At 67.7% G+C, this 26,085-nt stretch carries 22 protein-coding genes; 13 read left to right on the forward strand and 9 right to left on the reverse strand.

Annotated elements, in window-relative coordinates:
- The first annotated feature begins 1 nt into the window (after position 1).
- Positions 2–1,261: a Y-family DNA polymerase gene (locus tag ACK4E3_RS05605; protein WP_409697546.1), complete on the forward strand. Its 1,260-nt coding sequence runs from the start codon at positions 2–4 to the stop codon at positions 1,259–1,261.
- A gap of 31 nt (positions 1,262–1,292) precedes the next feature.
- Here the strand turns inward: ACK4E3_RS05605 and ACK4E3_RS05610 are convergent, their stop codons facing one another.
- Together ACK4E3_RS05610 and ACK4E3_RS05615 are read right to left on the reverse strand one after the other, a co-directional pair.
- Complete coding sequence (locus ACK4E3_RS05610; protein WP_409697549.1) at positions 1,293–1,853, reverse strand: HNH endonuclease; 561 nt, start codon at positions 1,851–1,853, stop codon at positions 1,293–1,295.
- Positions 1,854–1,984: 131 nt separating this feature from the next.
- Positions 1,985–2,638 carry a trimeric intracellular cation channel family protein gene (locus tag ACK4E3_RS05615; RefSeq protein ID WP_409697552.1) on the reverse strand — a complete coding sequence of 218 codons (654 nt, stop codon included), beginning with the start codon at positions 2,636–2,638 and terminating at the stop codon, positions 1,985–1,987.
- A 79-nt stretch (positions 2,639–2,717) separates the two neighbouring features.
- Between ACK4E3_RS05615 and gluQRS the strand changes: the two genes are divergently transcribed.
- On the forward strand, positions 2,718–3,584 hold the full coding sequence (gluQRS, locus tag ACK4E3_RS05620) for a tRNA glutamyl-Q(34) synthetase GluQRS (protein WP_409697555.1): 867 nt from the start codon (positions 2,718–2,720) through the stop codon (positions 3,582–3,584).
- On the opposite strand, the gene ACK4E3_RS05625 is transcribed toward gluQRS, so the two are convergent.
- On the reverse strand, positions 3,569–3,787 hold the full coding sequence (locus tag ACK4E3_RS05625; protein WP_409697558.1) for a hypothetical protein: 219 nt from the start codon (positions 3,785–3,787) through the stop codon (positions 3,569–3,571). The two genes, gluQRS and ACK4E3_RS05625, sit on opposite strands and share 16 nt — an antisense overlap.
- 145 nt (positions 3,788–3,932) lie before the next feature.
- The gene (locus ACK4E3_RS05630) at positions 3,933–6,407 is read right to left on the reverse strand and encodes a S9 family peptidase (protein ID WP_409697561.1); all 2,475 of its coding nucleotides are present in this window, start codon (positions 6,405–6,407) and stop codon (positions 3,933–3,935) included.
- Between the two features lie 149 nt (positions 6,408–6,556).
- On the opposite strand from ACK4E3_RS05630, the gene ACK4E3_RS05635 reads away from it, so the two are divergent.
- The 3 genes from ACK4E3_RS05635 to ACK4E3_RS05645 are packed head-to-tail and all read left to right on the forward strand — an operon-like array spanning position 6,557 to position 9,319.
- Entirely contained in the window at positions 6,557–7,543 is a 987-nt protein-coding gene (locus ACK4E3_RS05635) for a nucleoside hydrolase (RefSeq protein WP_409697564.1), read from the forward strand.
- A complete protein-coding gene (locus tag ACK4E3_RS05640) occupies positions 7,540–8,376 on the forward strand; it encodes a ribokinase (protein ID WP_409697567.1) in 837 nt (278 codons plus the stop codon). The genes ACK4E3_RS05635 and ACK4E3_RS05640 overlap by 4 nt, the downstream gene beginning before the upstream one ends.
- 13 nt (positions 8,377–8,389) lie before the next feature.
- Entirely contained in the window at positions 8,390–9,319 is a 930-nt protein-coding gene (locus ACK4E3_RS05645; protein WP_409697570.1) for an isopenicillin N synthase family dioxygenase, read from the forward strand.
- Here ACK4E3_RS05645 and ACK4E3_RS05650 read toward each other — a convergent pair.
- The 3 genes from ACK4E3_RS05650 to ACK4E3_RS05660 form a co-directional block, all read right to left on the reverse strand.
- The gene (locus ACK4E3_RS05650) at positions 9,312–9,848 is read right to left on the reverse strand and encodes a GNAT family N-acetyltransferase (protein ID WP_409697573.1); all 537 of its coding nucleotides are present in this window, start codon (positions 9,846–9,848) and stop codon (positions 9,312–9,314) included. The two genes, ACK4E3_RS05645 and ACK4E3_RS05650, sit on opposite strands and share 8 nt — an antisense overlap.
- A 73-nt stretch (positions 9,849–9,921) precedes the next feature.
- Positions 9,922–10,395 carry a peptidase S1 gene (locus ACK4E3_RS05655; protein ID WP_409697576.1) on the reverse strand — a complete coding sequence of 158 codons (474 nt, stop codon included), beginning with the start codon at positions 10,393–10,395 and terminating at the stop codon, positions 9,922–9,924.
- 149 nt (positions 10,396–10,544) lie between these two features.
- Positions 10,545–11,018, reverse strand: a complete 474-nt coding sequence (locus ACK4E3_RS05660; protein ID WP_409697579.1) for a peptidase S1 — start codon at positions 11,016–11,018, stop codon at positions 10,545–10,547.
- 309 nt (positions 11,019–11,327) lie between these two features.
- On the opposite strand from ACK4E3_RS05660, the gene ACK4E3_RS05665 reads away from it, so the two are divergent.
- A complete protein-coding gene (locus ACK4E3_RS05665) occupies positions 11,328–13,127 on the forward strand; it encodes a long-chain-acyl-CoA synthetase (RefSeq protein ID WP_409697582.1) in 1,800 nt (599 codons plus the stop codon).
- A gap of 313 nt (positions 13,128–13,440) precedes the next feature.
- Here the strand turns inward: ACK4E3_RS05665 and ACK4E3_RS05670 are convergent, their stop codons facing one another.
- Complete coding sequence (locus tag ACK4E3_RS05670; protein WP_409697585.1) at positions 13,441–16,008, reverse strand: TonB-dependent receptor; 2,568 nt, start codon at positions 16,006–16,008, stop codon at positions 13,441–13,443.
- Positions 16,009–16,249: 241 nt separating this feature from the next.
- Positions 16,250–17,590: a Na+/H+ antiporter NhaA gene (gene nhaA, locus ACK4E3_RS05675; RefSeq protein WP_409697588.1), complete on the reverse strand. Its 1,341-nt coding sequence runs from the start codon at positions 17,588–17,590 to the stop codon at positions 16,250–16,252.
- Between the two features lie 99 nt (positions 17,591–17,689).
- Between nhaA and ACK4E3_RS05680 the strand changes: the two genes are divergently transcribed.
- The 7 genes from ACK4E3_RS05680 to ACK4E3_RS05710 all read left to right on the forward strand — a co-directional run bounded on the left by ACK4E3_RS05680 (position 17,690) and on the right by ACK4E3_RS05710 (position 25,853).
- Positions 17,690–19,108: a protein adenylyltransferase SelO family protein gene (locus ACK4E3_RS05680; protein WP_409697591.1), complete on the forward strand. Its 1,419-nt coding sequence runs from the start codon at positions 17,690–17,692 to the stop codon at positions 19,106–19,108.
- Positions 19,109–19,177: 69 nt separating this feature from the next.
- Positions 19,178–19,657: a MerR family transcriptional regulator gene (locus ACK4E3_RS05685; protein WP_409697594.1), complete on the forward strand. Its 480-nt coding sequence runs from the start codon at positions 19,178–19,180 to the stop codon at positions 19,655–19,657.
- Between the two features lie 4 nt (positions 19,658–19,661).
- Positions 19,662–21,446, forward strand: a complete 1,785-nt coding sequence (locus ACK4E3_RS05690) for an acyl-CoA dehydrogenase C-terminal domain-containing protein (RefSeq protein ID WP_409697597.1) — start codon at positions 19,662–19,664, stop codon at positions 21,444–21,446.
- Between the two features lie 43 nt (positions 21,447–21,489).
- The gene (locus ACK4E3_RS05695) at positions 21,490–22,653 is read left to right on the forward strand and encodes an acyl-CoA dehydrogenase family protein (protein ID WP_409697600.1); all 1,164 of its coding nucleotides are present in this window, start codon (positions 21,490–21,492) and stop codon (positions 22,651–22,653) included.
- A gap of 69 nt (positions 22,654–22,722) precedes the next feature.
- A complete protein-coding gene (locus ACK4E3_RS05700) occupies positions 22,723–23,526 on the forward strand; it encodes a hypothetical protein (RefSeq protein ID WP_409697603.1) in 804 nt (267 codons plus the stop codon).
- Between the two features lie 92 nt (positions 23,527–23,618).
- Entirely contained in the window at positions 23,619–24,386 is a 768-nt protein-coding gene (locus ACK4E3_RS05705) for a 16S rRNA (uracil(1498)-N(3))-methyltransferase (RefSeq protein ID WP_409697606.1), read from the forward strand.
- A 108-nt stretch (positions 24,387–24,494) separates the two neighbouring features.
- Positions 24,495–25,853 (forward strand): glutamate--cysteine ligase, encoded by a 1,359-nt coding sequence (locus ACK4E3_RS05710; RefSeq protein WP_409701110.1) that lies wholly within the window; start codon positions 24,495–24,497, stop codon positions 25,851–25,853.
- Positions 25,854–26,085 lie beyond the last annotated feature (232 nt).

Raw genomic sequence — 26,085 nt, forward strand, 5'->3', positions numbered from 1 at the left:
CGTGCCCAGGCCCCTTTCGGAAGACGGGCGCGGTGCGGCCCTCAACTGGCTGTTCCTCGACCTCAACAGCTATTTCGCCACCGTGGAGCAGCAGCTTGATGCGCGCCTGCGCGGCAGACCCGTCATCGTGCGTCCCGCCCCCAGCGAGCACACCTGTGCCATCGCCGCCAGCTATCAGGCCAAGGCGTTCGGTATCCGCACCGGCACCCCGGTCCACGAGGCGCGAAAGCTGTGCCCGGATCTGGTCGTGGTCGAGGCGCGCCCCGATGTCTATGTGAAGATGCACCATCGCATCGTGGCGGAAGTCGAGCGGCACGCGCCCGTCGAGACGGTCGCATCGGTCGACGAGATGGCGTGCCGCCTGATGGGGCCGCAGCGCGAGGTGGCCGAGGCCATGGCTCTGGCGCGGCGTATCAAGGCGGGCCTCGCCAGCCGCGTGGGCGAGGTGCTGACCTGCTCGATCGGTCTGGCACCCAGCTATCTGCTCGCCAAGCTCGCCTCGGACATGCAGAAGCCCGACGGTCTGGTGCTGCTGCGCCTCGATGAACTGCCAGCGCCCCTGCTCCACCTGCCCGTCGATGCGATCTGCGGCGTCGGCCCGCGCATGCGCCAGCGCCTCACGCAGGCGGGCATCACCACCATGCAGGCCCTGTGGGACATCCCCCCCGCACGTGCGCGCCAGATCTGGCGGAGCATCGAGGGCGAGCGCATCTGGTACGGCCTTCACGGCATCGATACCGAAAGACCCGCCAGCGAGCGCCATTCCATCGGCCACGGACACGTCCTGCCCGCCACCAAGCGCGATCCCGGACAGGCACGCTGGATCGCGCGGCATCTGACCGGCCTGTGCGCCCTGCGGCTTCGCACCATGGGCCATGTATGCAGCGGCCTGACCCTGCATTTCGACACCGAGACGCGCCGGTCCATCGCCATGAGCGAGACCTTTGCCCACAGCGCCGACACCTTCACCCTGCTGCGCGCGCTCGAGCGCCTGTGGCGGCGGGGATATCGTCATATGCACGGCCAGCGGCTCTCTTATGTGGGCATTGACCTGTTCGGCCTTCTGGATGGCGCGGCGCACAAGCCGGACCTGTTCGGCTGGCGCCCCGGCGATGACGCGGACGCGCGCGGGCTTCGCCTGTCGCAGACCCTCGACCGGCTGGAGCATCGCTATGGCAAGGGCATCGTCACCATCGGCCCGCCCGCAGACGTCTCACCGGATGTCGGGCGCAAGATCGCCTTCAACCGCATTCCCGACTGAGACGCGCGCACACGGCCAGGCGCCCACGCCATCAGGGCTCCAGCTCGATGTCCCAGTAGAGATAGTCGAGCCAGCTCTCGTGCAGGAAGTGCGGGGGAAAGCGCCGCCCGATTTCCTGCAACTCATAGGCCGAGGGGCGGTAGGGCTCACGCAGCAGTGGCATCTGGGCCTCGCGCGGAAAGCGCCCGCCCTTCTTCAGGTTGCACGGCGAGCAGGCGGCGACGATGTTCTCCCACGTCGTGCGGCCGCCACGCGATCGGGGGCGCACATGGTCGAAGGTCAGATCGCGGCCCGCCCCGCAGTACTGACAGGCGAACTGGTCGCGCAGGAAGACATTGAAACGGGTGAAGGCAGGCGCGCGGTTCTGGTCGATATAGGCCTTCAGCGCCACCACGCTGGGCAGGCGAAAGGCGATCGAGGGCGAGCGCACCAGCTTGTCATAGGTGGAGACCACCTCGACGCGCTCCTGGAACACGGCCTTGACCGCATCCTCCCACGACCAGATCGACAGCGGATAATAGGACAGGGGCCGATAGTCGGCATTGAGCACGAGAACGGGCCAGCCCGCAGGCGGATGTCTCACGACCTGCATCGCCGACGCCCCCCCTGTGCGGGAGCTTTCACCACGAACCCGTATCGACCAGGGCGACTGAAGACGCACCTCCCAACTTCAGAGCCGTGAGCAGAGCTTAACCCCGATTCTGTGACGCGGCCATGAAATCCTCAGCGCAGGGGCTGGGCGGGAAAGGCGGGCAGGCTCCAGCCCCATCTCAGCGCCCCGGCCCGCAGACCGAAGCCCGCCAGCACCGCCACGCTGGCCGATATCCAGACCCCTGCCCCCAGCTGGGACAGCAGCACGTATAGCGTGGCCGCAAAGATCGCCGCCGACACCACGATCTCGCGGCGCAGCAGCACCGAGGGCTGGCCTGCCAGCAGGTCGCGCACCACCCCGCCAAAGCTGGCGGTCAGTGTGCCCATGACGATGCAGATCAGGGGTGCGGCTCCCCACGCCTCGGCCTTGGCGGCACCCATCACGCCATAGGCACCGAGGCCCACCGCATCCAGCCACAAGAGCGCCCGGAACCGCCAGGGTCGCGCACCGATCAGCCAGATGCTCACCGAGGCCATGATGCAGATGGCCACATAGTGCCAGTTCTGCACCCAGAACACCGGCGCGCCCAGCAGCAGGTCGCGCAGCGTGCCCCCGCCCACTCCGGTGACGGCGGCAAAGAAGGTCATGGTCACCAGGTCGTGCCGGTCGCGTGCCGCTGCCAGTGCGCCGGTGGCCGCGAACACCGCCACACCCGCATAGTCCAGCGCCGCCAGGGGCGCGATGGCGGCGACGGGCAGGTCCGGGGCGGTCAGGCCGGCGATCATGACCCACACTTGGCGCAAAACCGCCCGTCACGCCAGCATGGCTTGCCAGTGCCGCGGGGCGCGCACATCTTGGCGGGCGATGTCGTTTGCCACGCGCTTTGCCCCCTCGCCCACGGGACTTCTGCACAAGGGCCACGCCTTCTCGGCGCTCACGGCGTGGCAGGCGGCCCGTCAGGCGGGCGGGCGCTTCGTGCTGCGCATGGAGGACGGCGACTTCACCCGTTGCCGACCCGAGTACGAGGCGGCGATCCTTGATGACCTGCGCTGGCTTGGCCTGTCGTGGGAAGAGCCCGTTCTGCGCCAGTCGGAGCGGCGCGAGGTCTATGACGGGGCTCTGGAGCGCCTGCGGGACATGGGTGTGCTCTACCGCTGCTTTCGCACCCGCGCCGAGGTGCTGGCCCTGGCGGGCGGTGCCCCGCACGAGAGCGACCCGCGCGATACGCGCCGCCCCGGCCCCCATCCGCCCGATGAGGAAGCGGCCCTGCTGGCCGAGGGCCGACCCTTTGCCTGGCGGCTTTCGCTGGAGCGGGCCAGCGCGCACCTCGGCGGGTTCTCGCACCTGTCATGGACCGAGGACGGTCACGGCCCCCGGCCATGCGACCCGGCCGCTCTGAAGGCGCTGGGCGACATGGTCGTGGGGCGCAAGGACATCGGTGTCGGCTATGTGATCGCCTCGGTCATCGACGATGCCGCCCAGGGCATCACCCACGTCATTCGCGGCGAGGATCTGCGCGAGATCACGCTCATCCAGCGGGTGTTGCAGGCGCTGCTGGACCTGCCCGCGCCGGTCTATTCGCATCACAGGCTGATCCTGGCCCCTGACGGGCGCAGGCTGGCCAAGCGCGATCGCGACGAGACGCTTGCCGCCATGCGCGCCCGCGGCATCAGCGCGGCGGCCCTTCGCAAAGAACTGGGCGAAGAACTGGGCGTTCAGGCGCCGGACTGAGGCTGGGTCGGGCGGGGAGGCCCTCCCACCGCCAGATGCAACCGGCCCACCGCCTTGGCCAGCGGATAAGGCGTCCAGCGCGGCACCAGCGCATAGGGGTGACCACGCGGCAGCTTGTAGCCCATGGCGGCACGCTTGGCCTCCCAGCGCGCGCGGCGCGCACTCATGGGATTGGGAAACTCCGAAAAGTGGTCGTTGCGCATCCTGCCCGTCCCCGACTTGAGCAGGCGCAAAATAGCACAACAGGGTTATCCACAGAACGGGAGTCTTGCCAAAGTATGAAAATTCACATTTCCAATACGTTACAACCCTAAGGCGCGGGCCGACTCATGTTGCGGCGCAGCACGATCACGGCGCGTTCTTCAGGTGACGGTCCAGCCACTCGACCATTTCCCACAGGGTATGCATGACGCTCTCGCGGGCACGGTAGCCGTGGGATTCGTGGGGCAGAACCACATAGCGCACCGTGGCACCGTGGCCCTTCAGCGCGGCATAGAAGCGCTCGCTCTGGATCGGGAAGGTGCCCGAGTTGTTGTCCACCTCGCCGTGGATCAGCAGGATCGGCTCGTTGATCCGGTTGGCATAGGTGAAGGGCGACATTCGCGTGTAGGTCTCGGTCGCTTCCCAGTAGGTGCGCTGCTCGACCTGGAAGCCGAAGGGAGTCAGGGTGCGGTTGTAGGCGCCCGAGCGCGCGATGCCGGTACGGAACAGGTCACTGTGCGCCAGCAGATTGGCCGTCATGAAGGCGCCATAGCTGTGCCCGCCGATGGCGATGCGGCCCCGCTCGGCCACGCCCATCTCCACCACCGCGTCGATGGCGGCGGCGGCGCTGGCGACCAGCTGCTCGACATAGGTGTCGTTGGGCTCGGCCCCGCCCTCGCCGATGATCGGCATGGAGGAGTTGTCGAGGATCGCATAGCCCTGGGTCAGCAGGAACAGGTGGCTCGATCCGCCCGGCCGGATGAAGCGGTTGTCGCGGTCCACCACCTGTCCGGCGACGGAGGCGTCGGTGAACTCGGTCGGATAGGCCCACATCAGCAGCGGCAGCGGCCCGTCCCGTGCCGGATCATAGCCTGCGGGCAGATAGAGCGTGCCGCTCAGCGCCACACCGTCGGCACGGGTATAGGTGATCAACTGCTGGGTCACGCCCGCGAACTGGGGGGCCGGATCCTCAAAGCGGGTGATGGGCTCGCGATCACCCGTGTTGCGATAGATCACGAACAGGTTGGGCACCTCGGTGCGGCTCTGGCGGCTGGTGATCAGGCGGCGCGCCTCGTCATCGAGCAGGGCCACCACGCTCTCGAAGTGGGGGGCCTGTGCCTGCCACAGGCGCTCGCTCTGCCCCGATGCCAGATCGAGGCGGTCGAGGAACGGGAACTCGCCCTCGCGGCTGGCGCCCGGCCCGCTCATGTAGATGCCGCCGCCATCGGGGGTCATGTGCATGACGGCGCGCCCGCGTGCATTGGTGCGATAAACCGGGCTGCCCGGATTGTTGTAGCGGTCCTGATAGTTGCGGCTGAGCAGCACGCGGCCCGTGCCGGGGCGCGAGGGATCGACCAGATGGCGCGTCTCGTTGCGCGTCAGCCACCAGCGCGACGTCACGATGGCGACGCTGTCGCTGCCCCAGTCGATGTCGGAATAGCGCTCGCCAAGGTCGATCAGGGTGCGCGCCGTGCCGGAGAAGGGCGCATCGAGCATCAGCACCCGGTCGCGCACCTCGGCGCTGTTGCGCGGATCGCCGCCATCCTGGGCCTCGACCCAGACCAGGGTGGCATCGGCATCCGAGCGCCATTGCACCGCGCGCGGGCCGGTGGCCACGGCATCAAAGCGCGAGGGGATGGTATCGCGCAGCGGCAGGCGCGCGACCTCGTGCACCGTGCGGCCCTGGCGGTCGATCACGCGCACCGTGGCCGGAAACAGCGAGGCGGGCACGATGTAGCTGTAGGGCCGCTCGATGGCGGTCGTCAGGATGTAGCGGCCATCGGGCGACAGGCTGACGCCGCTGTAGAGCGCAGGCGCGCCGATCTCGCCGATGCGGCCATCGAGGGCGAGGGTGGCGATCTGGCTGGTGAAATAGTGCTCGAACAGGGCCTCGTCATGGGCATTGGCCAGCAGGTCCTGATAGGTCCGCACGGGCGCGGCGGTGCCTGCGTTCTCCTGCACGATGGGGCCTGAGGGCGCACGCGGGGCGGCGGGCTCGGGGCCGCGGCCCGAAGGGACCAGGCGCACGATCAGGCCGGAGCTGTCCGGCAGCCATGAAAATCCGGTGCCCCAGACCGCGCTGATCGCGCGGGGGGACAGGGGGCGGGCCTCTGCGCGCGCCACGTCCAGCGTCCACAGGCGCAGGCCCGTCTCGTCGGGCACCAGAAACGCCATGTGGCGGCCATCGGGCGACCAGCTGGTCCAGGCGAAGCGCGTGCCCTCGGGCAGGGCGACGGCGCGCTCAAGGCCGCTGCCCAGATCGCGCAGGGTGATCGAGGTCATCCACGCCGGCGAGGACGGGCCATTGGTGCGCGGATTGATGCGCGATCCGGCCAGGCGCAGTTCGGGCTCGGCCAGCTCTGCAATCGTCGGCAGGTTGGAGCGCCCCATCAGGGCCAGCACGCGCCGGTCGGGGCTGAGGCTGGACGCGGGCAGCGGCTCGGCATCGAGGATCTGGGCGATGGGCGAAGGTGGCAGGCGATAGGGCTCGGCCGTCGCCTCCTGCGCGCGCGCACTGCCCGCCGTGACCATCAGCCCGATGCTCAGCACCGCGCCAAGCACACCGCAGAGGCCCATGACCCGCAGCCGCGACAGTCCCGCACCCTCGAACCAAATGCGCATCAGCTTCGCTCCCCCGTAAATCTGTAACACCTGCGCCTACACGTTTAGGGACGCCGCGAAGCCGAGGCAAGCGGCCACCCCGCACAGCCTGCCCTTCACAGCGCGCTCTTGCGAAGGCGCGCGCCGCCCGGCAATGACGGGGGGTGAGCATGACATCCGAACCGACACCGACCGAACAGACAGCGGAACCGGGCGCGGCCCATCCCCTCATCATCGACTGCGATCCGGGCGTGGACGACACCCTCGCCCTGATGCTGGCCCTGCGTGCGCGTCGGCATATCCGGCTGGAAGCCATCACCACGGTGGGCGGCAATGTCGCCGCCGACCTGACCGCCCGCAACGCCCTGATCGCCTGCCAGCTTGTCGGGCGCAGCGACGTGCCCGTCTATCGGGGCGCTGACCGGCCCCTGCGCCGCGAGGCGGTCGCCGCCAGCCATTTTCACGGCCCCGAAGGTCTGGGCGACCTTACCGTCCCGCCGCTCGATGCCAGCGTCGCCGCAGGTGACAGCGCCGATGCGATCATCGCCCACAGCCTGCGCCATCCGAGAGGTGCCATCAGCCTGTGCGCGCTCGGCCCGCTGACCAATGTGGCACTGGCCCTGCAAAAGGCGCCTGAACTGGCTGCGCACTGGCGCGAGGTGGCGATCATGGGCGGGGCGCGATCCGAAGGCGGCAACATCACGCCCTCTGCCGAATACAACATCTATGCCGACCCCGACGCCGCCGTGATCGTGATGGCTTCTGGCGCGAAGGTGCGCTGCTTTGGCCTCGACGTGACCCATCAGGCGCTGGCGCTGGAGGGGCGGATCGCGCGCATCGAGGCGCTGGGCACGGCCCTGTCCGATACCGCCGCGCGGCTGCTGCGCTTCTCGCGCCGGGTCGAGAAGGAGCAGGCGGGCAGTGACGACGCGCCGCTCCACGATCCCTGCCCCGTAGCGTGGTTCATACGCCCCGACCTGTTCCGCTTTCGCCCGGCGCACATCCGCGTGGAGGCGCACTCGGAGCTTACACGCGGGCACACCAGCGTGGACCTGCGCGTGGGCGATGACGCGCCGCACCTGTGGGCCGTCGGCGTCGATGCCGAGGGCCTGTTCGAGCTGATCGGCGAGGCGCTGTCGGAAGGAGGCCTGGCATGATCACCGTGGTCGGATCCATCAACCTCGATCTGGTGGCGAGCGTCGCGCACCTGCCCCGGCCCGGCGAGACGGTCACGGGCGGCACTCTGGCGCGCCATCCCGGCGGCAAGGGGGCCAATCAGGCCCTCAGCGCGCGCAGGCTGGGAGCCTCGGTGCGCCTGATCGGGGCGGTCGGGCGCGATGCCATGGCGGACGAGGCGCTGGCCCTGCTGCGCGAAGACGCGGTGGACCTGTCCGATCTGGCTGTTCTGGACGGCCAGCCCACCGGCGTGGCCCTGATCGGGGTGGAGGGCTCGGGCGAGAACCTCATCATGGTGGCCGCAGGTGCCAATGGCGCGCTCACGCCGGACCACCTGCCCGCGCGCATCGAGGGCGACCTGCTGCTCCAGCTCGAAATACCGCCTTTGACCGCCCTGGCCGCCGCCGGGCGCTGCGAGGGCCGCGTCATCGTCAATCTGGCGCCCGCCATGGACGTGCCCCCTGACCTGATCGCACGCGCCGATGTGCTGATCGTCAACGAGGCCGAGGCGCGCTTCTATGGCAGCCGCCTCGATGACAGCCCCGCCCTGATCGCGCGAACCCTGGGCGCGGCGGGCGCCGAGCTGTGGCAGGGCGGAAAGTGCCTTGCGCGCGCTGCGCCGCCGCAGGTCGCGGTGGTCGATGCGGTGGGCGCAGGCGATGCCTTCGTCGGCGCCCTGGCCGTGGCCCTGCTTGAGGGCATGGATCATGAGCGCGCCTTGCGCTTTGCCTGCACGGCCGGTGCCCTGGCCACCACGCGCCCCGGTGCCCAGCCCTCCTTGCCCCGGCGCGATGATCTCGCCTCCTTTCTCTGATAGGCTCCCGCCCATGTCCAAGTCCGTCCCCGAGCTTTCCCTGCGCGACTTCACCCACGGCGATCAGGCCAGCCGCGCGCGCTTTTCCGATGCCCTGTTTGGCGGGCTTCAGGACTATGGCTTCTTCACCCTGACCGATCACAACGTCGACGCACGCCTGCTGGACCGCGCCTACGGGCTGGCCGCCGAGGTCTTCGCCCTGCCCGATGAGGTCAAGCGCGCTCATGCAGGGGGCCTGCGCGGCTACACCCCCTTCGGCACCGAGCACGCCAGGGATCATGCCCAGCCCGACCTCAAGGAGTTCTGGCAGATCGGCCGCGATGCGCCCGCGGGCCACGAGAACGACCCCGACTTTCCGCCCAATGTCTGGCCAGACAGCCTGCCTGCATTCCGCGAAGTGTTCTCGGCCCTGTTCGACAGCCTCGATCAGACCGGACGCATCATCCTTCGTGCGCTGGCACCCAAGCTCGATCTGGACGAGGACTGGTTCGAGCCGCGCGTGAAGAACGGCGTCTCGATCCTGCGCGTGCTGCACTATCCGCCCTTGAGCCCCGACGTGCCAGAAGGGGCCGTTCGCGCCGCCGCCCACGAGGACATCAACTTCATCACCATTCTGGTCGCGGCCAAGGGTGCGGGGCTGGAGCTGCTGGACCGCGACGGCTCGTGGCTGCCGGTCGAGACCGAGCCGCGCAACCTGATCGTGGACTCAGGCGATATGCTGGCGCGCCTGACCAACGGGGTGATCCCGGCCACGACGCACCGGGTGGTGAACCCGTCCGGCCCCAATCTCAGCCGCTATTCCATGCCCTTCTTCATGCATCCCTCCAACGATGTCTCGCTGGAGTGCCTGCCGTCCTGCGTGGGCGAGGGCGCGAAACATCCGCCGATCACGGCGGGGGCGTTCCTGCACCAGCGCCTGCGCGAGATCGGCCTGATCAAATAGGCGGGCTCGCAGCCCCGGCGGTGCGCTCGAACAGCTGCACCTGCGCGCCCTTGTAGCTGGCCTCGCCGAACGGCACGAAACCGGCACGCACGGCCAGATGCAGCGAGGGTGCATTGGTCGGCTCGATCAGACACACGAGGCGCGAAAAGCGATCATCGCCGGCCTGCCAGCGCCCATCGGCCTCGGCGCACAGCCCCTCGACCAGCTCGCGCCCCAGGCCGCGCCCGCGCGAGCCCGCGTTCAGCGCCCAGCCCACCTCCGGCGCACCGTCGAAACGCTCGCCCAGCCCGCGCTGGTTGAAGGCGAACCCGGCCTCGCCGCCATAGCGCTCACCCTCCATCACCGCGCCGAAGCCAAAGCCGTGTATGCCGTGATGGCCGGTGTGCCGGTAAAGGCGCGCCCAGACGTCTTCTGGTGTCAGCGCCCGCCCGCCGATGAAGCGCACCACGTCCGGCTCCTGCCACAGGGCCAGACACGCGGGCACATCGCTCACGCCATAGGGGCGAAGGTGCAGGCGAAGCGTCTTCATGGATGCGCTCAAAGAAAAACCCGGGTGAGCACTGTGCCCACCCGGGTTCGACTGTCCAGTGCGCTCTGACGGATCAGAAGCTGTACAGCTCCGAGATGCGCAGGGTCGCCGAGGCGTTGCCGCTGCTGCCGTAGGTGCCGACCCAGATCTCGTAGCGGCCCGACATGGGCGAGCCGAAGCGGATCGACGGGTTCGTGCCCTGGCCGCTGTCGTCATCGCAGTACCAGCGACCGTCAGGGGCGTTGATCACCAGGGTCGTGTCGGTGCCCGAGTTGACCGAGATGATCAGGGGCAGGCTGCTGCCGGCCGTGAAGTTCAGGCGGTAGTCCGGCGCGCTCGAGATATAGCCGCGGCAGTGACCGCCGATGTTGGCGGCGTTGTAGCTGCCGCCCGACACCACGCTGACATTGAACGGGTCGTTGCCGAAACCGGCGGCCAGGTTGGCAGTGCCGAAGTGCGGGTTGGCGTTGATGTTCGGCTGGGCAGCGGCGGGCACAGCCACCAGCGCGAGGGCAACGGCCGCGGAAGCAAGAATGGAAGCCTTCATGGCGTAGTCTCCTGAGACCTGCATCGGCGGACGCAGGCGAGGTTGTAGAATGAATGAAACGCGTACTGTGTGGCGCGGCGCCTGCGCTCGTGTCGGCCAGGTCGCCTCGCCTGTGTCCTGAAGTGCGAAGTCCGCAAAGTCGTGCTGGATCAGCGCCCCTGCGAGCTCAGCTCGGTCACGAACAGGGTCGACTGGTGATATGCGCCCTCCCGGTAGGAGCCGACCCAGATGGCGTATTCGCCCGACACCGGCCGCGTGATGTGAACCCGCGGGTTGAGGTTGCCGCCGCTGTCGTCATCGCAGAAGAACTCGTCGTCGGGATCGGCGATCACCAGCGTCGTGTCTCCCTCCGCCTCCACATAGAAGATCAGCGGCAGGACCGATCCGGCCTGATAGTTGACCACATAGTCCGGCTCGTCCGCGATCCAGCCGACGCAGCCATCCAGATAATCACGAGAGTTGATGGTGCCGCCCGACACCACGCCGGCGCGGTGCGGATCGGGCATGAAGCCTGCGCTGAGATTCACGGTGCCATAGGTGCCACTGGTCTGGGCCAGGGCCAGACCGGCAGGCGCGGTGCCCGCCAGGGCCACGGCGACAGCCATTGCGACTGCGGTTTTCATGTCAGGTTCTCCCCCACCTCGCTGAAAGCAGCGAACACGGTTATGACACATCCGGCTACATGAACGCCAGATGAAGCATGCGCGTCATACCCCCTGTTCGGGTGGAAAATTGCAGCCTTCCGTTGCGTCACGCAGGCACGAAGGCCACAGGGGAACCCCAAGCGGCGCGCGCGATTCCCCTGACGGTTGACCCTGCCTCACGCCTTGTTCATCACATGAAGGGATGATCGTTGCGATCGGGAGCGCCTCGGCGCGACCTTTGGCTGCAACGCCAGACGACAACTCCAGACGATTCGGGCAGGTGCGAGGATGGGACTGTTGGCGGGACTGAAACGCGAGCTGACCTTCATTGGCCGGCTGCGGCGCCTGCTGAAGCGCATCAAGCCCATCGATCTGGACAGTGACGTTCTGGTCTGTGACGACATCGAGCAGGCCGTCGATCAGTGGCCCGATGCCTGCGCCATCGAGGATGAGCTGCGCGCCGTCACCTATCGCGAGTTCGATGCCCTCTCCAACCGCTATGCCCACTGGGCGCGCGGGCGCGGGGTGAAGCGCGGCGACACCGTGGCCCTGATGATGATGAACCGCATCGAGTATCTGGCCGCCTGGGTGGGCGTGTCCAAGATCGGCGCGGCCACGGCGCTCATCAACACCAATCTGACCGGCCAGCCGCTGGCGCACTGTCTCGACATTGCGGGCGCGCGTCTGGTTATTGCCGATAGCGACTGCTGGCCGGCCATCGAGGATGCCCGCCTGCTGCTGGAAAAACCGGTCTCGCTGTGGGTGCACGGGCTCAAGCCCGAGGACGAGACCAGCGAGCGTCGCGGTCTCGATGCCGCCGTCAAGGGTGCCAGCGCCGTGCGCCCCGACCGCGCCATCCGCCAGGGCCTGACCAACCGCGATACGGCGCTCTACATCTATACCTCGGGCACCACCGGCCTGCCCAAGGCGGCGCGCATCCCCCATTCGCGCGCGCGCACCTATATGCGCGCCTTTGCCGGTTTCACCGCAGGCAAGAGCCCCGACCGGCTCTATTGCGTGCTGCCGCTCTATCACGCCACGGGCGGGCTGTGCGGCGTGGGCTCGGCCCTGCTGAACGGCGGCACGGTCATCCTGAGAAAGCGCTTCTCGGCCAACGGCTTCTGGCCCGATGTGGCGGCAAGCCGCGCCACCACCTTTGTCTATATCGGCGAGCTGTGCCGCTATCTGCTCAACACGCCCGAAAGCGAGTTCGACCGCGCCCACGGCCTGCGTCTCGCCTTTGGCAACGGCCTGCGCGGCGAGGTGTGGACGCCCTTCCAGAGCCGGTTCGTCATCCCCGAGATCATCGAGTTCTACGGCTCGACCGAGGGCAATGTCTCGCTGTTCAACTTCGACGGCAAGGCGGGGGCCGTGGGCCGCATCCCGCCCTATCTGCGCAGCGTGCTGAACGTGCGCCTGATCCGTTATGACGTGGACGCCGATGACATCGTGCGCGGGTCGGACGGCCTGGTGCAGGAGGCGGGCATCGGCGAGGTCGGAGAGGCTGTCGGCGAGATCAAGGCGACGGTGCGCAACGACTATTCGGGCTATGCCGACCGCAAGGCGTCCGAAAAGAAGGTGCTGCGTGACGTGTTCCGCAAGGGCGATGCCTGGTTCCGCACCGGCGACCTGATGCGCCGCGACAGCAAGGGCTATTTCTACTTCATCGACCGCATCGGCGACACCTACCGCTGGAAGGGCGAGAACGTCTCGACCACCGAGGTCGAGCAGCGTCTGGCCGAGGCACCCAATGTGGGCGAGGTCATCGCCTATGGCGTGGCCGTGCCGGGCCATGACGGCAAGGCGGGCATGGTGGTCATCTCCATCGACGGGCGCTTCTCGATCAAGCGGTTCGCCGAATATGTGAATGCCGAGCTGCCCCACTATGCCCGGCCCGTGTTCGTGCGTCTGAAAAAGACCCTCGAGACCACCGGCACCTTCAAGTATCGCAAGGTAGATCTGGTCAGCGACGGCTTCGATCCCCACGCCACCGACGATGCCCTTTATGTGCGAAAGCCCGACGGCTCTTACGCGCGCATCAATGACGCCGTCCATGTCGATGTGATCTCTGGCGCGCTGAGGCTCTGAGCCTTCGCCCGATTGCGCTGTGGCTCCGGCGCTGCCCGCGAGCCTGTCCCGCGCTCATTTGTCCCCCGCCCTCATCCGGGACGCATACCGCAGCAGGCTGCGCCCGGACTTGCACGCCTCTGTCCATGCACGACTCTATCCATGCACGCCCCCTGTCTACGCGCGCGCCTGTACATGGGCCTTCGTGCCCTGAGACTTCGTGGCCCCCGCGGCGCGCTGAACCCCGCAGCAGACCACCGGCCCCCAAAAGAAAACCGGCCAGAGTTGCCTCTGGCCGGTCCCGTCTGGCTCCGCGAAGGGGCCGGACTGTCTCTTAGTAGCGGACCCGCAGGGTCACGCCCCAGGTGCGCGGCTGACCCAGGTAGGCGTTGTAGGTCTGGGTGTCCGTCGCCGGGTTGTAGGGGATGCTGGCAAAGGCGGTGCCTTGCAGCGGGGCGTTGAACACGACCTGATAGTACTCGACGTCGGTCAGGTTCTGGCCCCACAGGTCCAGCGCCCAGCGGCCGTCATCAGAGCCGATGGTCAGGCGGCCGTTCACCAGCGTCATGGCCTCCTGCATCTTTGCGGGCAGCAGGTCCGAACCGGTGTTGTACTCCGAGGTGTACTTGGCCGCGAGGCTGAAGCCACCGCGCAGGCCCATGCCGAGCGAGCGGTCATAGTTCAGGGCACCCGACACCGACCACTCGGGGGCGAAAGACATGCGACCGCCCGGCAGCAGCGACAGCGGGCCGAAGCGCGCCGGGTTCTGCAGGTCGGCAGCGGTGAAGTTGCCGTAGGTGGTGTCGGTGTAGCTGACACCGCCCTGGAAGGTCAGGCCCTGCACCGGGGTGAACCAGATGGTCTCGATGTCCACACCGCGGCTTTCCACCTCGGGGATCGACTCCACCACGAAGGCGGTGCCGAGGAAGGTGTTGAGCTGGAAGTCCGAGAAGGTCTGCCAGAAGGCCGTGGCGTTGAACAGCAGGGTGCCGTTCATCAGCGTGCTCTTGAAGCCCAGTTCCCAGCTGTCCGCGGTCTCGGCCGGGAAGAACAGCGAGGCCTCGGGTGTCACGCCGGTCTGCACGCGGTCCAGGTTGTAGCCCGCGCCCTTGTAGCCGCGCGCGTACGATCCGTAGATCATCAGCTCGGGGCTCAGGCGATAGCTGAGCTTGAATGTGCCGCTGAAGGCGTCTTCCGAGAAGCTCTCGGTCAGATTGCGGTTGGTGAAGAACGGGTTGGCCCAGGGCAGGCAGATGGCACCCAGCGCCGCCGCCGGCGTGCGAAGCGCCGGGTTCGGGTTCGCCTGGTTGGCCAGGGCGCCCGCACAGGCGGCGCCATTGCCGTTGACGTTGCGCTGCTGGACGTCCAGCTCCTTCTCGTCGCGGGTCCAGCGCAGGCCGAGCGTGGCCTCGAGCTGGTCGGTGATGCGGAAGCTGTTGTTGGTGAAGATGGCGAAGGTGGTCGATTCCTGCTGATAGCGGTCACGAACGCCCTGGCCGGTGATGAAGATCGGTGCCGCCGGATTGGGAGGCGCCAGCCCCGCCGGGCACGCCGGGTTGTAGCCCGCCGGATCGGTGAAGCACCGCAGACGGCCGGGGTTCGGCCCGCCGAACATGGCCGGCACCGTGGCGGTAAGCAGGAACGACAGATAGGGGTTGTAGTCCGCACCGAAGTTGTAGCTGTCGCGGCGGTCGATGTCCTCGCGGGCATAGAACACACCCACCAGCCAGTCGAGGCGGTCGGTGGCCCCGGCCAGGCGGAACTCCTGGCTGAACTGGTCGATGGCGAAGCCGAAGTTGCCGTCGTTGGGACGGTAGAGGATGTCGGCACCGGTGTAGTCGATGTCCATCGCATTGACGGACTCCCACGAACGCAGGCCCGTCACAGATGTGATGGTGGCGTTCCAGCCGTCGATGTCGAAGTTGGCCTCGAGCGACACGCCCTGGTCGGTGACCTGCTGGTTGGTGTCGCGGTTGGCGTAGGAGGTGCGGTTGAAGGGCACGAAGTCATAGCCCGGCGCGGGGCCGAAGCCGCTGCCGGTCACGGGCGGGGCCTGACCGGTGCCGACCGACAGGGCGTTGATGAAGCCGAAGGTCGGCCCGACGCGGATCTGGGCGGCACCGCAGCAGAACTCGTCGCGGCGGGTATAGTCGGCGATCAGGCGGAAGCTGGCCGTGTCGCTGGGCAGGAACAGCAGCTGACCGCGCAGGGTGAAGAAGTCCTGCGTCTGGTCTTCGGTCAGGGTGCGCGGACCATCGCCCGTGTCCACATTGTAGAAGCCGCCGCGCTCGCGACGCCCGAAATAGAGGCGACCGGCGAGGTTCTCGGCCAGCGGGCCGGTGACCGAGGCGTTGAAGCCCCACAGGTCATAGTTGCCGCCGGTCAGCTCGGCATTGGCACCGAAGCTGAACGAGGGAGCCTCGGAGATGATGTTGATCACGCCCGACGAGGTGTTCTTGCCGAACAGGGTGCCTTGCGGGCCCTTCAGGATCTCGATGCGCGACAGCTCGCCCAGGTCGCCGAAGCCGACGCCGTTGCGGGGGCGATAGATGCCGTCGATCACGACGCCGACCGAGCTTTCCAGACCGGGGTTGTCACCCACGGTGCCCACGCCGCGGATACGGGCGGTGGTGATGGTCTCGTTGCTGGTCGAGGTGACGGTCAGGCCCGGCGTCAGGATCTGCATGTCCTTGATGTCGCGCACGCCCGCACCCTCGAGCAGTTCCTGCGAGAGCGTGGTCACCACGATCGGCACGTCCTGCAGGTTCTGCTCGCGCTTCTGGGCGGTAATGACGATTTCGTCGACGGTCGTCGGACCGTCCTGCGCCTGGGCCGCCCCGGCGGCGAAGGCAGCAATCACGACCGCCGAAGCGGTGTACTGGAGACGTCTGGAAAGGCGCATGGCTTACCCCGGCTTGAAGCCGAACCGGGTTCATTCCCGGCTCGGGCGTTTCCTGTTGATCCCTCGACCCGCATCAGCCCGGGCACGAATCGCCCAAGGGACAGCACGGATTCTGTCGCTCAAGGGGTAAATCATGCCCCCGGCGCGGGCAAGGGATGCGCCGCATTTCCGACACGGACTTGGCAGTTGTGTGTCGCAAAGGTAACAAGAAATATTGACGTTGCGTCAGTATTCGCGCCCGTCAGGCAGGTTGGGGCGCAGGTTCACCGCCCTCACCCCCGGACGCAGGCCCGCTGTCAGCGGGCTCAGGTTCTGGCAGAGGGGCCTCAGGTTCTGAAATCGCGGGCAAAACGGCGTCGCCGGGCGCTGACGGCGTTTCAGCCAGAGCGGCGCGGCGCGCAGCGATGGTGCGGCGGCCTGATGCGCGCGCGAGCACCCAGGCTCCCAGCAGGGCCGAGGCCAGCGAGCCGGTGAGCACACCCAGCTTCACGTCCACCTGGGCCGGGGAATCCAGCGCACCGGGAAAGGCCAGGGCGCCGATGAACAGGCTCATGGTGAAGCCCACACCGCACAGCAGCGAGACGCCATAGATTTCGGACCAGCTGGCCCCGGTCGGTTTCTTGCCTATGCGAAGTAGAGTGGTCACGAACACTGCGAGCATCACGCCCGCCTGCTTGCCGAAGAACAGCCCCAGCGCGATACCGATGGCCACGGGCGAAAGCAGGCGATCAAGCGACAGGCCCGCGAAGGAGAAACCCGCCTTGGCAAAGGCGAACAGGGGCAGCACGCCGAAGGCCACCCACGGATGCAGCACGGCGATGGCCGATTTCAGCGGGCTCTTGTGGCCGGGCTCGCGCGGGCGGATCGGCACGATGGCGGCAAAGGCGACGGCGGCCAGAGAGGTGCTCAGCTCGGCCTGAACGGTGAAATACCACACCCACGCAAAGCCGAGCGTCCACAGGGGCGGGCCGAGCCTGAAGCCCCGTGCCAGCATGGCGATCAGCACGAGACCTGCCAGGGCCATGAGAAGCTGAGAGATCACCACCCCGGTGCTGAACACCGCCCCGATGATCAGTATGGCGCCCAGATCATCGACGATGGCCAGGGTCAGAAGGAAAATGCGCAGCGAGGCGGGCAGGCCCCGCGCCACCACCGCGAAGATGGCCAGGGCAAAGGCGATGTCGGTGGCCACGGGGATCGACCAGCCCTCCACCGGCCCGCCCATCATTTCCGCAACCTTCAGATAGACAAAGGCGGGCGCGATCATGCCGGCGGCCGCCGCGATCACGGGCGTGGCCAGCTTGCGCGGATCGGACAGCTCGCCCTTGAGGATCTCGTGCTTGATCTCGAGCCCGACGATCAGGAAGAACAGGGCCATCAGCCCTTCCTTGATCCAGTCCGAGATCGTCAGGCTGACGGTGAAGTCGCCGATGCTGACGGGCAGATAGGATTTCAGCATGGCGAAATAGTCCGCCGACCAGGGCGAGTTGGCCACCACCAGTGCCGCCAGGGCCGCCAGCCCCAGCACGGAGCCGGACGTGGTTTCGGTCTTGAGAAATGCGAGCGTGAGCTTGCGCGCCATGCCACCCCCCGATGGACTTCGCCGTGCGTGTCAGATCATCCCCGGCACGGCGCTACAGCATTGCCAAAGCGCGCGCCAGTGCACACCTTGCGCGGTGTGATGACAGAGTTAACGCCCTATCGGCCCGCGCCCCGCTTCTTTCAACTCGGAGGCGAATATGCCGATCAGGTCGAGCCTGCGCGCTTCGGCAATCTGGTGCTGCGACATCGCCATGACCGCGCCGCCACCGAGATTGGCCTGGAGCACCTGTCCGACGAGGCCTTCGTGCGCCACTTTGGCCGCTTTGAGCCCCTGGAGGGCCAGCCCGCCCCAGTGGCCATGCGCTATCACGGCCACCAGTTCCGGCACTACAACCCCGATCTTGGCGACGGACGCGGCTTTCTTCTGGCCCAGATGCTGGACGGGCGCGGGCGGCTTATGGATCTGGGCACCAAGGGCTCGGGCACCACGCCCTGGTCGCGCTCGGGGGACGGGCGCCTGACGCTGAAGGGCGGCGTGCGCGAGGTGCTGGCGGCGGCCATGCTGGAGACCCTCGGCGTCAAGACCTCGCGCGCCCTGTCCCTGATCGAGACCGACGAGGAGCTGGAGCGTCACGACGAGCCCTCGCCCACCCGCGCCGCCGTGCTCGTGCGCCTGTCGCACAGCCACATCCGCTTCGGCACCTTTCAGCGCGCCGCCTATTTCAGGCGCACAGACCAGATCGAGGCGCTCACCGCCCATGTCGTGCGCCATTATCATCCGCACCTTGCCGAGGACGACCCCGTGGGCCTGCTGGGTGCGGTGGTCGAGGCCTCGGCGCGTCTGAGCGCCCAGTGGGTCGCGGCGGGCTTCGTGCACGGCGTGCTCAACACCGACAATCTGAATGTGACCGGCGAGAGCTTCGACTATGGCCCGTGGCGCTTCCTGCCCCACTACGAGCCGGGTTTCACGGCAGCCTATTTCGACCAGACCGGCCTCTATGCCTTTGCCCGCCAGCCCGAGGCCGTGTTCTGGGCGCTCACCCAGCTGGGCGGGGCGCTGCGCCTCGTGGCCGATGCCGAGCCGCTGACCGAGGCACTGAACCGCTTTGGCGGGCTCTACATCGAGGCCCTGCGCGTCGCCATCGCCCGGCGCTTCGGCGTGCGCGCCTCGGGCGGACCGCAGGATCAGGCCCTGGTGGACAGCGCCCTGCGCCTTCTGCGCGAGGGCGGGCCGGCATTGCGCTTCGAGCCCCTGTTCTTCGACTGGTTCGCGGGCGTTTCGTCAACGAGAAGGGCCCTGTCCTCGCCGCGTGCGCCGCTCTATGCGGGCGAGGCCTTCGAGGCATTGCGCACCGCCCTGTTCGCCCTTGAGCCCGAGCGTCCCGAACGGCTGGAGCACGCGGTGTTCAACCGGCCCGAGCCCGAGGAGATGCTGATCGACGAGGTGGAGGCCCTGTGGGACGCCATCGCCGCGCGCGACGACTGGAGCGCATTTCATGCCAAGCTGGCGGCGCTGGAGGACGCACGCAAGGCCTATGGCTTTGCCGTGCCGGACTGATGCGATTTGCGGCGGCGAGGCGCGCAAAAAAGCTTCCCCTTACGCGCACGTCAAGTTATCACTGGGGCCATGAGCGCCCACGACGATCTGCCCACCTATTCGATCCGCCAGCTGTGCCGCGAGTTCGGGGCCACGGCGCGGGCCCTGCGCTTCTATGAGGACAAGGGCCTGCTCAACCCGGCACGCAAGGGCCAGACCCGCGTCTACACCAGCCGCGACCGCGCGCGGCTCAAGCTGATCCTGCGGGGCCGCCGCATCGGCTTCACCCTGAGCGAGATCCAGGAGATGCTGGATCTCTATGATCGCAAGGACCACAATGTGCACCAGATGGCGGTCGCCCTGCCCCGTCATCGTGCCCAGGTCGAGGCGCTGAAGCGCCAGCGCGAAGACCTCGACGAGGCCATCAAGATGGCCGAGGCCGCCTGCGAGGCGATGGAAAAGCGCCTTTCCGAACACCGCCCGGACCTTCTGCCCGGCGCGGACGATTATGAAACCGTCCTGCGTGCCCGCCTGCTGGACGACCACGACACCCACAAAGCGAGAGCCTGATCCCATGGCCTACAAAGCCCCCGTGCGCGACTTCCGCTTCATCCTCGACGAAGTGCTGAACATCGACGCCCTGACCAACCAGCCGCCCTTCACCGAGATGTCCTCGGACCTGGTGGGCCAGATCCTGGAGGAAGGCGCGAAGTTCTCCGAGGAGGTCATCGCCCCGATCAACCGCGCGGGCGATCTGGAAGGGTGCAAGTGGAACAACGGCGTCGTGACCGGACCCACGGGCTGGAAGGAAGCCTATCAGCAGATGGTCGAGGCGGGCTGGCCCTCGCTGCACGCCCATCCCGAATACGGCGGACAGGGGATGCCTGCGGTCGTGGCCATGGCCTTTGGCCAGATGACCGCCGCCGCCAGCCCGGCCTTCTCGATGTATCCGGGCCTGACCGCCGGTGCCTATGCTGGCCTGCACGCCAATGCCTCCGACGAGCTGAAGGACCGCTATCTGCCCAAGCTGGCCACGGGCGAGTGGGGCGGCACCATGAACCTGACCGAGCCCCAGTGCGGCACCGATCTGGGCCTGATCCGCACCAAGGCCGTGCCCAACGAGGATGGCTCCTATTCCATCACTGGCCAGAAGATCTGGATCAGCTCGGGCGAGCATGACTTCACCGACAACATCATCCATCTGGTGCTGGCCCGCATCGAGGGCGCGCCAGAGGGCATCAAGGGCATCAGCCTGTTCGTGGTGCCCAAGGTGTTCGTCAACGACGACGGCAGCCTCGGCGAGCGCAACGAGGGCGTCCAGTGCGCAGGGCTCGAGCACAAGATGGGCATTCACGGCAATGCCACCTGCGTCATGGCCTACGAGAACGCCAAGGGCTGGCTGGTCGGCGAGGAGAACCGCGGCATGGCGGCCATGTTCGTCATGATGAACGAAGCGCGCCTCGGCACCGGCCTGCAAGGGCTCGCCATTGCCACCAACGCCTATCAGGCCGCCGTCACCTTCGCCAACGAGCGCCTGCAGGGCCGCTCGCTGACGGGTCCGAAGAACGCCGACGGCCCCGCCGATCCGATCATCGTGCACCCGGACGTGCGCCGGATGCTGCTGGAATCGAAAGCCTATGTGGAGGGCGGGCAGGCCTTCATCCTGTGGACCGCGCTTCAGGCCGACCTGCAGAAGTCCGACGACGAGGCCACCGCCCAGAAGGCCAAGGATTACATGGCGCTGATCACCCCGGTGGTGAAGGCGTTCCTGACCGACCGGGGCTTCCATGTCACGTCTCTGGCCATGCAGGTGCACGGCGGCTCGGGCTATACCGAGCATTTCACCGCCAGCCAGTCGCTGCGCGATGCGCGCATCACCATGATCTATGAGGGTGCCAACGGCATTCAGGCGCTGGATCTGGTGGGCCGCAAGCTGCCGGCCAATGGCGGGCGCGCGATCATGACCTTCTTTGCCGAACTGGACGCCTTCGTCTCCGAGAACGGCGGCGAGGGCCCGCTCAAGCCCTTCGTGGACGGCGTGGCCAGCTCCAAGGCCGCCCTGCAGGAGGCGACCATGTGGCTGATGCAGAACGGCATGCAGAACCCCGACAACGCAGGTGCCGCCTCCAGCGACTATCTGCACGTCTTCGGCCTCGCCTCGCTGGCCTATATGTGGGCCCTGATGGCCAAGGCCGCCCAGGCGAAGATCGACGAGGGCAGCAGCGATCCGTTCTATGCCAACAAGATCGCCACGGGCCGCTACTACGTCGAGCGCATCCTGCCCGACGTCGACGCCCACCTCAGGAAGCTCAAGACCGGTGCCGAGGTGCTGATGGCCCTTCCCGCCGAGGCGTTCTGACAGCCCGGCACCACGCTGCCCCCCCATAGCGACGAGACCTGACATGAACGCCCTCAGCCTGCCTCACCCCGATTTCATGGCCGAGGAGGACATCTCGATGTTCTCCGATTCCGTCGCCCGCTGGATCGACGAGCACGCCGGGCCCGAAAAGGTCGCCCGGTGGATCGCCGCATCATCGGTGCCGCGCGAGCTGTGGAACGAGGCGGGCCGCGCGGGCCTGCTGTGCCTGTCCATGCCCGAGGAATGGGGCGGCATGGGCGGCGACTACCGCCACGAGGTCGTGCTGATGGACCAGCTCGGCTGGAAGGGCGCGGACCATTTCGGCATCTCACTGCACAACGCCATCGTCTCGCCCTATGTGCTGCACTACGGCTCGGACGAGCAGAAGGCGCGCTGGCTGCCGAAGCTGGCCTCGGGCGAGCTGGTCGGTGCCATCGCCATGACCGAGCCGGGCGCGGGCTCGGACTTGCAGGGGGTGCGCACCACCGCCGTGCGCCAGGGCGACCACTATGTGCTGAACGGCTCCAAGACCTTCATCACCAATGGCCAGCAGGCCAACTTCATCATCGTGGTCGCCAAGACCGATCCGGCCGAAGGCGCCAAGGGCATCAGCCTGATCTGCGTCGAGACCGACGGGCTGGAGGGCTTCGAGCGCGGGCGTAACCTGCACAAGATCGGCATGGAGGCCAATGACACCTCCGAGCTGTTCTTCAACGACGTGCGCGTGCCGGTCGAGAACCTGATCGGCGAGAGCGAGGGCCGGGGCTTCTATCACCTGATGGAGCAGCTTCCCCAGGAGCGCCTGAACATCGCCGTGCAGGGCTGCGCCGCCGCCGAGCGCGGCCTGCGCGAGACCCTTGCCTACGTCAAGGAGCGCAAGGCGTTCGGCAGGCGCGTCATCGACTTCCAGAACACCCAGTTCAAGCTGGCCGAGGTCAAGACCAAGCTGACGGTGGCGCGCGTGTTCGTGAACCACTGCATCGGCCTGCACCTGAAAGGCCAGCTCGATGCGGCCACCGCCTCCATGGCCAAATACTGGGTCACCGACATCCAGAACGAGACCATCGACGAGATGCTCCAGCTGTTCGGTGGCTATGGCTACATGACCGAATATCCCATCGCCCAGCTCTACAAGGACGCCCGCGTCCAGCGCATCTATGGCGGCACCAACGAGATCATGAAGCTCTTGATCGCGCGCACGCTTTAGAGCCACTGTCGGCATGAGCGACAGCCGGGGCGTGTGGCCATCAGGGCGGCAGGATGCGGGGGAAATACCATGAGGGGCTTGCTTGCGGGTGCCACCGGGCTGGTGCTTGTGCTCGGCGCAGCGGATGTGTCTGCGCAGGACACCGCCTATGTGCCTACCCTGTCCACCACGGCGCAGAGGGTGTGCACAAGCGACACGCGCCAGAGCGTGCTGCTTGATGCCCGCACCGGCGCGCCTCTCGGCCAGCCCGCGACCACGCGCGAAACCGTTCGCTTTCACGCCGCAGCGGCCGGGGACGGCGGCTATCTGTTCATCCTGCGATTTGACTCCGACGAAGGCGACATCGAGCTGGATGCCCGGATCGCCGCTGACGGATCGGTCATGGCTGCCGAGGTCGCGGGCTCGGCCGTCGCGGGCCTGATCGCTGCCGAGCTGACCGATGCGGAGCAGCTGGCCCTGTTCATGGCCCGGGACATTCCCGAACTGGCCCTTCTGGGACGCCGCTACGGCACGGGCGACAGCTACTATTCCGCGGCCATGAACCAGACCCTGCTGGAAGGGGTCATAGGCCGACTCGACATACCCTTTCCCCTGCACGGCGTGATCGACATCACCTATCGCGGCGCAGGGATGGCCCAGGGTCGGGCCAGCAGGGAATTTTCGGGAACCATCACGGTCGAGGGCCGCGACACCTTCACCAACAGCGGCGTCGAGATCCGCTATCTCGGCCAGTTCGACATCTCGCATGATGCCGAGACCGGCCTGCTGCTGTCGAGCCACAGCGATCATCGCTCCAGTGTCCTGCGCAACGCCAGCCTGGCCCATGACTCGGTCGCCACGGTCGCCGTCACCTGCGAGATTCGCCCCCTCTAGAGCGCGCGTGCCGGATTCTGGCGAGCGCGGGCCGCCCTTGCCATGACTGACGCCGTGGTGCCGCCCGCGCGCTGTCGCTATCATCGCGGGCCATGATCCGCCTGTTCGTCACCCCCGCACTCGCCCCCGATGCCCTGATCGCGCCCGAGCCCGAGCAGGCGCGCTATCTCACCCAGGTCATGCGGCTGAAGGCGGGCGATCCCCTGCTGCTGTTCAACGGGCGCGACGGCGAATGGCGCGCCGAGATGGCCGAGGTTCTGAAGCGCGGCTGCGTGCTGCGCGCGCGAGAGCAGGTCCGCCCCCAGTCAGGCGTGCCCGAGGTCGAGCTGGTCATGGCCACCATCCGCCGCGCCAGGCTGGAGAGCGTCATCGAAAAGGCGACCGAGCTGGGCGTGCGCCGCATCCGCCTCGTCACCACGCGCCGCACCGGGCCGGAGCGCCCGCGCATGGAGCGCCTGCGTGCCATCGCCGTGGAGGCCGCCGAGCAGACCGAGCGTCTGGACGTGCCCGAGATCGATGCGCCCGCGCCCCTGTCCGCCCTGCTGGACGGCTGGACCGCCCCTCACAGCCCCATGCACCTCATGGTCTGCGACGAGCGCGGCGGCCCGCCGGTGCTGGAGGCGCTGGGCGCACACACCCCCGCTGGCGCACCCTGGGCCATCGTCATCGGGCCTGAAGGCGGCTTTGATCCGCTTGAGCGCGATGCCCTGCTGGCCCTGCACGGCGCCGTGCCCGTCTCGCTGGGGCCGCGCGTGCTGCGCGCCGATACCGCTGCCATGGTGGCGCTGGGTCTGTGGCAGGGGGCACTGGGCGACTGGGCCGAGGCGCGCGTGCCGCACTGGAGCGGCGCACCTTCCTGAACAGCGCGCCGCGGCGGCCCTTGAGCATGACGCCTTTATCGCCCATCTAGCGGCCACAGTATCGGGACGAGACGTCCGGGGGCCATCTTGAGCAACAGCGATCCCAACTTGCCGAACGAGCCCCTCGCCATCGGCGATCTGGTCGCCTGGCTGGAAGCGGGCAGCAAGCCGCGCGAGCAGTGGCGCATCGGTGCCGAGCACGAGAAATTCGGCTTTGCCAAGGACGGCTTGCGCCGCCCCGGCTATGGCGGCCCCGGCGGCATTGAGGCCATGCTGAACGGCCTGACCCGCTTTGGCTGGAGCCGGGTCGAGGAAGGCGGGCACCTGATCGCGCTGGAACGGCGCGGTGCCGAGGGCCTTTCCGCCTCGATCAGCCTCGAGCCCGGCGGCCAGTTCGAGCTGTCGGGCGCACCCTTGCGCGACATCCACGAGATCTGCTCCGAGACCGGCCAGCATCTGGTCGAGGTCAAGATGGTGGCCGACGAGCTGGGCCTCGGCTTTCTCGGCCTCGGCTTCGATCCCATGTGGTCGCGCAGCGAAATCCCCGTCATGCCCAAGGGCCGCTATGACATCATGCGCGCCTATATGCCCAAGGTCGGCAACCTCGGCCTCGACATGATGCTGCGCACCTGCACCATCCAGGCCAATCTCGATTTCGAGAGCGAGGCGGACATGGTGCTGAAGTTCCGCACCGCCCTGGCGCTCCAGCCCATCGCCACGGCCCTGTTCGCCAACTCGCCCTTTACCGAGGGCAAGCCCAACGGTTTTCTGTCCGCAAGAGCCAACGTCTGGACCGACACCGATCCCGATCGCACCGGCATGCTGGACTTCGTGTTCGCCGACGGCTTCGGCTTCGAGGCCTATGCCCAGTATGCCCTTGATGTGCCGATGTATTTCGTCAAGCGCGAGGGGCGCTATCTGGACGCCTCCGGCCAGTCGTTCCGCGCCTTCATGAAGGGCGAGCTGCCCGCGCTGCCGGGCGAGCGTCCCACCCTGTCCGACTGGGCCGATCACCTGACCACCCTGTTTCCCGAGGTGCGCCTGAAACGCTACCTCGAGATGCGCGGCGCGGACGGCGGGCCGTGGAGCCGCATCTGTGCCCTGCCCGCCCTGTGGGTCGGCATCCTCTATGACGCGCCCTCGCTGGCGGCCGCCTGGGATCTGTGCAGGGGCTGGGACATCGCCGATCACGAGCGCCTGCGCCGGGACGTGACGCGCCTTGGCCTGCGCGCCGAGGTGGCCGGGCGCAGCGTTCAGGACGTGGCGCGCGACATGGTCGCCATCGCCCGTCAGGGGCTGAAGAACCGCGCGCGCTTTTCGGGCGGCATGGTGGACGAGCGCGGCTATCTGTCTGAGCTTGAGGACATCGCCGAGTCCGGCCTCACGCCCGCCGAGCGCCTGCTGGAGGCCTTCCACGGCCGCTGGGGCGGGGACATCACCACGGTCTATGCCGAACAGGCCTATTGAGGCAGGGCACGCAACCTGCGCCTGCTTCCGACAGTTAGCCTCATGCCCCCTTGCGGTTCATGAGGTTCCTGATGCCAAGGCTGTCTGCCCTTCCCGCCGCCACCCTCGTGCTGATGCTGACGGCCTGCGGGCAGGAGGCCACGCCCCCCGCGAGCCCTGACGCCGCCCAGCAGACCCCGGCGCCTGCGCAGGCGCCCAACGCGAATCCCGCCAACCGCTCAAACCCGTGGAA

Origin of the sequence: Brevundimonas sp. (assembly GCF_046299595.1) — a bacterium.
Taxonomy (GTDB): Bacteria; Pseudomonadota; Alphaproteobacteria; order Caulobacterales; family Caulobacteraceae; genus Brevundimonas.